The organism is Aeromonas sp. s6 (assembly GCF_040907815.1).
In the GTDB taxonomy this organism is placed as follows: domain Bacteria; phylum Pseudomonadota; class Gammaproteobacteria; order Enterobacterales; family Aeromonadaceae; genus Aeromonas; species Aeromonas caviae.
The window spans coordinates 37444-45504 of record NZ_JBFOCN010000043.1 but is presented as its reverse complement, the minus strand read 5'-3'; the positions used below and the strand labels follow the sequence as shown (position 1 = coordinate 45504).

Annotated in this window: 7 protein-coding genes and 1 tRNA gene; 5 read left to right on the top strand and 3 right to left on the bottom strand. The window is 65.2% G+C overall.

Annotated elements, in window-relative coordinates:
• Positions 1–170 precede the first annotated feature (170 nt).
• Positions 171–247: transfer RNA gene (locus AB5Y50_RS06440), tRNA-Asp, on the top strand.
• Positions 248–524: 277 nt separating this feature from the next.
• Here the strand turns inward: AB5Y50_RS06440 and AB5Y50_RS06435 are convergent.
• Positions 525–857 carry a cupin domain-containing protein gene (locus AB5Y50_RS06435; protein WP_010675945.1) on the bottom strand — a complete coding sequence of 111 codons (333 nt, stop codon included), beginning with the start codon at positions 855–857 and terminating at the stop codon, positions 525–527.
• Between the two features lie 206 nt (positions 858–1063).
• On the opposite strand from AB5Y50_RS06435, the gene AB5Y50_RS06430 reads away from it, so the two are divergent.
• The 4 genes from AB5Y50_RS06430 (at position 1064) to dhaM (ending at position 5078) form a co-directional block, all read left to right on the top strand.
• A complete protein-coding gene (locus AB5Y50_RS06430; protein ID WP_010675944.1) occupies positions 1064–2422 on the top strand; it encodes an NCS2 family permease in 1359 nt (452 codons plus the stop codon).
• A gap of 228 nt (positions 2423–2650) precedes the next feature.
• Positions 2651–3721, top strand: coding sequence for a dihydroxyacetone kinase subunit DhaK (gene dhaK / locus AB5Y50_RS06425; protein ID WP_069784621.1), 1071 nt, complete (start codon positions 2651–2653; stop codon positions 3719–3721).
• A gap of 9 nt (positions 3722–3730) precedes the next feature.
• On the top strand, positions 3731–4360 hold the full coding sequence (gene dhaL, locus AB5Y50_RS06420; protein WP_069784620.1) for a dihydroxyacetone kinase subunit DhaL: 630 nt from the start codon (positions 3731–3733) through the stop codon (positions 4358–4360).
• A gap of 1 nt (position 4361) precedes the next feature.
• A complete protein-coding gene (gene dhaM / locus AB5Y50_RS06415) occupies positions 4362–5078 on the top strand; it encodes a dihydroxyacetone kinase phosphoryl donor subunit DhaM (RefSeq protein WP_069784619.1) in 717 nt (238 codons plus the stop codon).
• Positions 5079–5138: 60 nt separating this feature from the next.
• On the opposite strand, the gene dhaR is transcribed toward dhaM, so the two are convergent.
• Together dhaR and AB5Y50_RS06405 are read right to left on the bottom strand one after the other, a co-directional pair.
• The gene (dhaR, locus tag AB5Y50_RS06410) at positions 5139–7040 is read right to left on the bottom strand and encodes a dihydroxyacetone kinase operon transcriptional regulator DhaR (protein WP_069784623.1); all 1902 of its coding nucleotides are present in this window, start codon (positions 7038–7040) and stop codon (positions 5139–5141) included.
• Between the two features lie 72 nt (positions 7041–7112).
• Entirely contained in the window at positions 7113–8006 is an 894-nt protein-coding gene (locus AB5Y50_RS06405) for a LysR family transcriptional regulator (RefSeq protein WP_069784618.1), read from the bottom strand.
• Positions 8007–8061: the final 55 nt, after the last annotated feature.

Genomic DNA, 8061 nt, shown 5'->3' with positions numbered 1-8061 from the left:
ACTCAGAAGTGAAACGCTGTAGCGCCGATGGTAGTGTGGCATTCGCCATGCGAGAGTAGGACACTGCCAGGCACCCAATTAAACGGTGATGTGAAGAATCACATGACCGGCTGCGAGGATGACACCTCATTAAGAAGCGGCAAATAATTTAGCGAAAGCTAACCGAATGCGGAGCGGTAGTTCAGTCGGTTAGAATACCGGCCTGTCACGCCGGGGGTCGCGGGTTCGAGTCCCGTCCGCTCCGCCACTAAATTGAAAGGCCTTCCCTGACGGGAAGGCCTTTTTGCTTTCTGGCGTCTGGATAAGAGCTCAGGGAGCAAGAGGCAGCCACCAGGGCTGTGACTTGCCACTGGCAACTTTGTCCCGCTCTGTTGTCCCTTGTGCTTGAGCCGGATTTTGTCCGTCTCTGCGTCCGTTATGCCACTAACAAGAAGCCCAGTCGAAAGACTGGGCTTTTTTTCGTCTCCACGGTCTCCTCTTCGATCTTCGCAGCAGAAGCATTGCCTTCTTGAGCCGTGAGCTTGCTAGTAATAGACGCAGAGCCAGACGGTTGTCTCGGTCGGATGGGTCCACTCCACCCTGTGCTGAAGGTGCGCCGGGATGTTGATGTAATCCCCCGGCCCCAGATGGACGCGTTCCTGTACCCCGGTATCCGGTGTGATGAAGACCAGGATGGCCTCTCCCTGCACCAGCAATACCCATTCGTGTTCATCCTGATCGAACCACTCTCCGGTAGGGGTCTGCTGCCCCTGGGAGAGAATGCGCTCGATACGAACATTGTTGGTACTGACCAGATCCGCGAACACTTCACTGGGCAGGGGGGAGGGGATCTGGCCAAGCAGGTTGCCTGTGTGCATGGGCTTCTCTCCGGTAGATGGGAACGTGGCTAGCTAAGAGTGTAGAAGCTTGGGATGGGCCGCTCTCATGGAAAATGAGGCCTCCAACGAGCCCTTTTATGAAAAACTTCGGGGAAATGGGGGCTTATCCGCTGCAATCTCGTCAAATTCTTGCTATTTTGCGCGCCAGCAAGCAAACGATTTCCTTCACACTTTCAGGATGAACTATGGCAACGCAACAAACGACGGCCCGCGCCGGCAATGGCGGGTTTCTGGATTCCTATTTCTCCATCAGCCAGCGTGGCAGCACGGTGCGACAGGAGCTGCTGGCCGGGTTGACCACCTTCCTGGCGATGGTCTACAGCATCATCGTCGTGCCGAACATGCTGGGCGCAGCCGGTTTTGAGCAGGGCCCGGTGTTTGTGGCGACCTGTCTGATCGCCGCCTTCGGCTCCCTGCTGATGGGGCTCTGGGCCAAGCTGCCGATGGCCATCGGTTGTGCCATCTCTCTCACCGCCTTTACCGCCTTCAGCCTGGTGCTGGGTCAGGGGCTGAGCATTCCGGTTGCCCTTGGCGCCATCTTCCTGATGGGGGTGCTGTTCACCCTGATCAGTGTCACCGGCGTGCGCCAGTGGATCCTGGACAACCTCCCCTCCGGCATCGCCCACGGTACCGGCATCGGTATCGGCCTGTTCCTGCTGCTGATCGCCACCAACGGGGTCGGCATGGTGATCAAGAATGAAGGGGCTGGCCTGCCGGTGCAGCTCGGCGAGATCACCGCCTTCCCGGTCATCATGACGGTGCTGGGTCTGGCTGCCATCTTCGGCCTGGAGCGCCGCAAGGTGCCGGGCGGCATCCTGATGGTGATCATCGCCATCTCCATCCTCGGCCTTATCTTCGATCCGAAAGTGACCTGGCAGGGCTTCTTCGCCATGCCGAGCCTGAGTGGCGAGAATGGCTCCCTGGTGGGCAGCATGGATCTGCTGGGCGCCCTCAATCCGGTGGTGATTCCGACCGTGTTGGCCCTGGTGATGACCGCCGTGTTTGACGCCACCGGCACCATCCGTGCCGTGGCCGGTCAGGCTGGCCTCATCAACGAGCGTGGTCACATCATCAGCGGTGGCAAGGCCCTGACTGCGGACTCCGTCAGCAGCATGGTGGCGGGCGTGGTAGGTGGTGCTCCGGCAGCCGTCTACATCGAATCCGCCGCAGGGACAGCTGCCGGCGGCAAGACAGGTCTGACCGCCACTCTGGTCGGCGTGCTCTTCCTGCTGATGATCTTCCTCTCCCCGCTGAGCTATCTGGTACCGGCCTACGCCACCGCACCGGCCCTGATGTATGTGGGCCTGCTGATGCTGGGCAACGTCACCAAGCTGGACTTCAACGACTCGGTCGATGCCCTCTCCGGCATGCTGTGTGCCGTCTTCATCGTGCTCACCTGCAACATCGTCACCGGCATCATGCTGGGCTTCGTGGCCCTGGTGGTCGGTCGCCTGTTTGCCGCCGAGTGGAAGAAGCTCAACATCGGCACCGTCATCATCGCCGTGGCCCTGGTGATCTTCTACGCCGGTGGCTGGGCCATCTAATCCTCACGCTATCGAGAAGGGCCCTGCGGGGCCCTTTTTCATGGCTGTGAGGCGGCTAACACTTTCCCGGATCTTCCCCATTCGCTCGTTTCAGATTGAAACGTCAGGCTTTGTTTGCTGTTTCAGATCCGAACCGAAACCCCTGTCATTTTTATCCCCCTATGGCTCGCTAGACTGGCTGCATCAACCATCTGTCCACCCGTGTGGTGGCAAGCCAAGGAGTGAGCCATGAAGAAGCTGATCAACGCTGTCGATGCCGTGGTCCGTGAACAACTGATGGGGATGGCCGCTGCCCACCCCGAGCTCAAGGTGAGAATCGAACCCCACTACATCACCCGCGCCGACGCCCCCGTGACGGGCAAGGTGGCGCTGGTCTCCGGTGGCGGCAGCGGCCACGAGCCCATGCACGGTGGCCTGGTGGGCAAAGGAATGCTGGATGGTGCCTGCCCCGGCGAGATCTTCACGTCCCCGACCCCGGATCAGATGTACGAGTGCGGTCAGGCCGTCGACGGCGGCGCCGGTGTGCTGTTTCTGGTGAAGAACTACACCGGCGACGTGCTCAACTTCGAGACCGCGGTCGAGCTGCTGCACGGTGACGGGGTCAAGGTGGGCTTCGCCCTCATCGATGACGACGTGGCGGTGAAGGACAGCCTCTACACCGCAGGCCGCCGCGGGGTTGCCACGACAGTGCTGTGCGAGAAGCTGGTCGGTGCCGCCGCCGAGGCGGGCTACGATCTGGCGCGCTGCGAGGCGTTGGCCCGTCGCATCAACAACCAGAGCCGCACCATAGGCGTGGCCATGCACGCCTGCACCGTGCCTGCTGCCGGCAAGCCCTCCTTCACCCTGGCTGACAACGAGGTGGAGTTCGGCGTTGGCATCCACGGCGAGCCGGGCATCGAGCGCCGTCCCTTCACCGACCTCAACGCCCTGGTGGACGACATGTTCAAGGAGCTGACCGACAACAGCCCCTATGGTCGCACCCTGCGCCACTGGGACAGAGCCACCGGCAGCTGGCAGGAGGAGCACACCTTTATCGAGCCGCTCAATGGGGGTGACAGGGTCATCGCGCTGGTCAACAGCCTCGGCGGCACCCCCATCTCCGAGCTCTACGGCGTCTATGGTCGCCTCGCCACCCTGTGCGAAGAGGCGGGCATTCATCTGGTGCGCAACCTCATCGGCCCCTACTGTACCTCCCTCGACATGACCGGCATCTCCATCACCCTGCTCAAGGTGGATGACGAGCTGATGACCCTGTGGGATGCCCCCGTTCACACCCCCGCCCTGCGGCGCGGCTGCTGAGGAATATTCATGTTAAGCAAGCATCAGATCGTCAACTGGCTGCTCGACTGCGAGCACATCTTCACCGAGCAGCGTGACTACCTCACGGCGCTGGATACCGACATCGGCGACGGCGACCACGGCCTCAACATGCAGCGCGGCTTTGCCAAGGTGGCGGAGAAGCTGCCCGCAGTGGCGGACAAGGACATCGGCCAGGTGCTCAAAACCACCGGCATGACGTTGCTCTCCTCGGTCGGCGGCGCCAGCGGACCCCTCTACGGCACCTTCTTTATCCGGGCGGCGGCCAGCAGCGATGCCTGCCAGAGCCTGACCCTCGGCCAACTCGGCAAGATGCTGAGCGACGGGGTGGAGGGGATCGTCTCCCGCGGCCGCGCCGAACCGGGTGACAAGACCATGTGCGATGCCTGGTGGCCCGCTCTGGCCGCCCTGCAGCAGTCGGAACAACAGGGCCTGCCGCTCCCCGAGGCGCTGGACAAGGCGGTGGCAGCCGCCGCAGCCGGCACCGAGGCCACCATCCAGATGCAGGCCCGCAAGGGGCGCGCCAGCTATCTTGGTGAGCGCAGCATCGGCCATCAGGATGCGGGGGCCACCTCGACCCTGCTGCTGCTGACCGCCCTGCGTGACAGAGCGAGGTTGTGACATGATCGGCATCGTAGTGGTCTCTCACAGCGCCCAGCTGGCGGCCGGTTTGAAAGCCCTGGCCGATCAGCTGGGCAGCCCGGCGAAGCTGTTGCTGGCGGCCGGGGTCGATGACCCCGCCCATCCCATCGGCACCGACGCCATCGCCGTGATGAGTGCGATCGAAGAGGCGGACGACGGCAGCGGGGTGCTGGTGCTGATGGACTTGGGCAGCGCCCTCCTGAGCGCCGAGACCGCCCTCGAGCTGCTGCCCTCCGAGTTGAGCGCCCGGGTGCGGCTCAGCCCCGCCCCGCTGGTCGAGGGCACTCTGGCCGCCGTGGTGGCCGCTGGCGCAGGCCTGACGCTGGACGAGGTGGCTGCCGAGGCGCTTGGCGCGCTGGGTCCGAAACAGGGAATGCTGCCTGCCAGTGCGGCGCAGGCCACCACGGAGGCTGCCCCCGTTGCCGACGACGGCTGGCTGCGCTGCGAGGTGGTGGTGGAGAATCCCCACGGCCTGCATGTGCGCCCCGCCGCCCGGCTGGTCGCGGCACTCAAGCCCTTTGCCGCAGAACTCAAGCTGCAAAAGGGGGACAAAGAGGCGAATCCCCGCAGCCTGAGCCGGCTCGCCATGCTCGATGTGCGCCAGGGGGACAGGCTCATCCTGCTGGCGCGAGGGGAGGATGCCGAGGCGGCGCTGAGCTGCTTCCAGCAACTGGCGCGGGATCGCTTCGGCGACTGAAACCTTCCCCCATCCGGGCCCCGTCACGACGGGGCCCGCTTTTTTTGAGGGGCGTTCTGGTCAGTGGTGGTAGTCGGCGGGATCGATGTCGAGCAGTTTGAGCCGCCGCCAGAGGGTGGTGCGGCTGATCCCGAGCTGGCGCGCCATCTGGCTGACCTGGCCCTTGCTGGCACGGGCGGCCCGCAGGATTGCCTGATGCTCCAGCTCCGCCAGGGTGAGCAGCGGCTGTCCCACCACCTCGTCCGCCAGCAGGCAATGGCCCTGGCGGATGGCGGCCGGGAGCGCCCGGGGCGGGATCTGTGCCTCACTGCAATGAAGCTGGGCGTACTCGATGGCGCTGCGCAGCTCCCCCAGGTTGCCGGGCCAGGGGTAGGCCAGCAGGCAGTCGAGGGCGTCAGGGGTGAACTGGCGCCCCGGCTCGCCCCCCTGCACCGTCAGGTGCTGGCGGATGAGGCCGGGCAGATCGGCGCTGCGTTCCCGCAGGCTCGGCAGCCAGAGTTCGCACCCTTGCAGCGCATAGAGCAGCTGGCGACCGAATTCCCCCTCCTGCACCCGCTGCTCCAGCGGGGCGCTGCTGGTCGCGATGATCCTCACCCTGAGGGGCAGGATGCGGGCGGAGTCGAAGCGCTGGATGCGCCCCGTCTTGAGCAGTTGCAACAGGGCGGCCTGCATGGGGGCGGGCAGGCACTCCACCTGCTCCAGCACTAGCGTGCCACCGTGAGCCAGCTCGAACTTGCCGGCCCGCTCCTGCCCCGCCTCGTCGGACCCCATGAGTTCCAGCGCCATCCGCTCCCTCGGCCATGCCTGGCAGTTGAAGATGACCAGGGGGCCGGCGGCTCGCTCGCTGCCAAAGTGGATGGCCTCCGCCAGCTGGGCCTTGCCCACCTCCTCCTCCCCTCGCAGCAGGACGGGGCCCTGTCCCCTGGCCGCCTGGCGGGCGTGGCGCAGCAGTTTGCGCATGGCGCTCGACTCCCCCACCAGGGCGGAGAGCTCGGGCACCGTCTGGCGCAATTGATGAATGGCGCGCAATCGATCGGTGGGATGGAGCAGGACGATGAAGCTGACCCCGTCCGGCCCCGGCAGGGGCTTGAGGCTCACCAGGGCGTCGATGAAGGCCTCGCCCCGGGTCTCCCGCCGCTCCAGCGTCACCTCCACATGGCTCAGGGGGGTCATCTCCGCGATGGCCAGACGCAGGCGCTGGGGCAACAGCAGATGGTGATCGAGGGGCTGGCCCAGGCAGACAGCCGGGTCGAGTTGCAGCCGACTGGCCGCCAGGGCGTTGAGGTAGCGCAGCCGCCCCTGGGGATCCCAGGCCAGCACGCCGTCTTCCATGCCATCCAGCAGGGCATAGAGCTCGCTCAAGTGGTGCTGGGACTCCTGCATCAAGCGCTCCATCTGCAGCAGATTGGCCAGCTCACGGCCGGCGCTGACGGTGAGCGCGAGATCCCCCGGCGCGGCCTCTTCCACCCGGCAGATCAGGGCCACGATCGCCACCTGGCGACCGGTGCTGTTGTAGACGGGGCTGGCACAGCAGTGCCAGGGGTGCAGACGCTGGTTGAAGTGCTGGGGGCCGCTGACGCAGAGCGGCACCCCCTCCAGGGCCGCCAGGTTGACGGCATTGGTGCCGATGCGTCCCTCGCTGAAAAACGCGCCTGGGCCAAAACCGAGTGCCGCCAGCGCCTGCAGGGTATCGGGGTGGCCGGTCCGGGCCAGCAGGCAACCGCTCTCGTCGGTGAGCAGCAGGGCGCAGGGGCGCCCCTCCATGAACTCGTAGAGATCCTCCAGCGCCATCTCGCCGGTAGTGAGCAGGTCCCGTTTGCGCTGGCGCAGGCTCTCCAGGGTCTGCCCTCTGGCGCAGTGGGGAGGATGCCAGAGGGACGCGCTGGTCTGGTGGGCACAGCGCAGCCAGGAGGCCTGCAGGTGCTCGGGCCAGGACGAGAGGGGCTGGGGAACGGATGGCATGGTCACGGCGATATCCGGCAAAAGGGAAGGGATCATTTAATCACCCTTGCCGCCCCGATTCAGTGACCGCTCTCAGAGTGTCGCGTCCTGGTCCCGGGTGACGGCCTCTGCGGCAAACTGCTGCTGGAGCCAGTGGCTCACCGCCCGGCACTGGGGGCTGCCTTCGCTCTCCTGATGGATCAGCATGTTCCAGTTCGGCCCGGCCACCCGGTGGGACGAGAGGGGTAGCAGCAACCCCTGTCGGCGTGCGTCGCGAGAGAGCAGCTCGCTCGCCAGCGCCACCCCGAGCCCGGCGCTGGCCGCATCCTGCAACAAGCCGGGATCGGAGAAGTTGAGCCCCTGGGTCTGCAGGTGCAGATCGTCGCCGCCCTTGAGGGTCCAGTGGTGCCAGTCCATCTCCCGCTCCCCGTGCAGGGTGGTGCGCTCCTGCGCGGGCTGTGCCAGCACGGCCGGGCTCGCCACCGGCAGCAGCCGATCCGCCAGCAGCGGCTGATGGCGGCATTCCGCCTGGGGAGCCAGCCCCCAGCGCAGCGAAATGTCGATGGTCTGCTCGGCCATGTTCGGCGTGTCGTCGCTGGTGAACAGCCAGAGATCGATGCCCGGATGCTGGCGGTTAAGGTCGGCCAGCCGGGGCAGCAGCCAGAGGCGGGCGATGGCGGTGCTGGTGTTGAGCACCAGCTGGTTCGGCTTGCGGTACTGCTCGAGGCGCTGTATTCCCACCGCCAGTTGCAGCAGCACCTGCTGGGTCGTCTCCAGCAGATCCTGGCCCGCGTCGGTCAGGGCGACGGAACGTCCCTGGCGGTGAAACAGAGGCTGGCCAAGCAGCTCCTCCAGCGAGCGGATCTGCTGACTGATGGCAGACTGGGTGAGGTGCAGCTCCTGGGCCGCCTGATGAAAGCTGCCGAGCCTGGCCGCCGCCTCGAAGCCGCGCAGCACGTTGAGAGGGGGCCAGTGTTTGAACATCATTGATTAGCTCCACTTATCACTTTTATCGAAAATCGATCGTTTGTTACCCATCAAC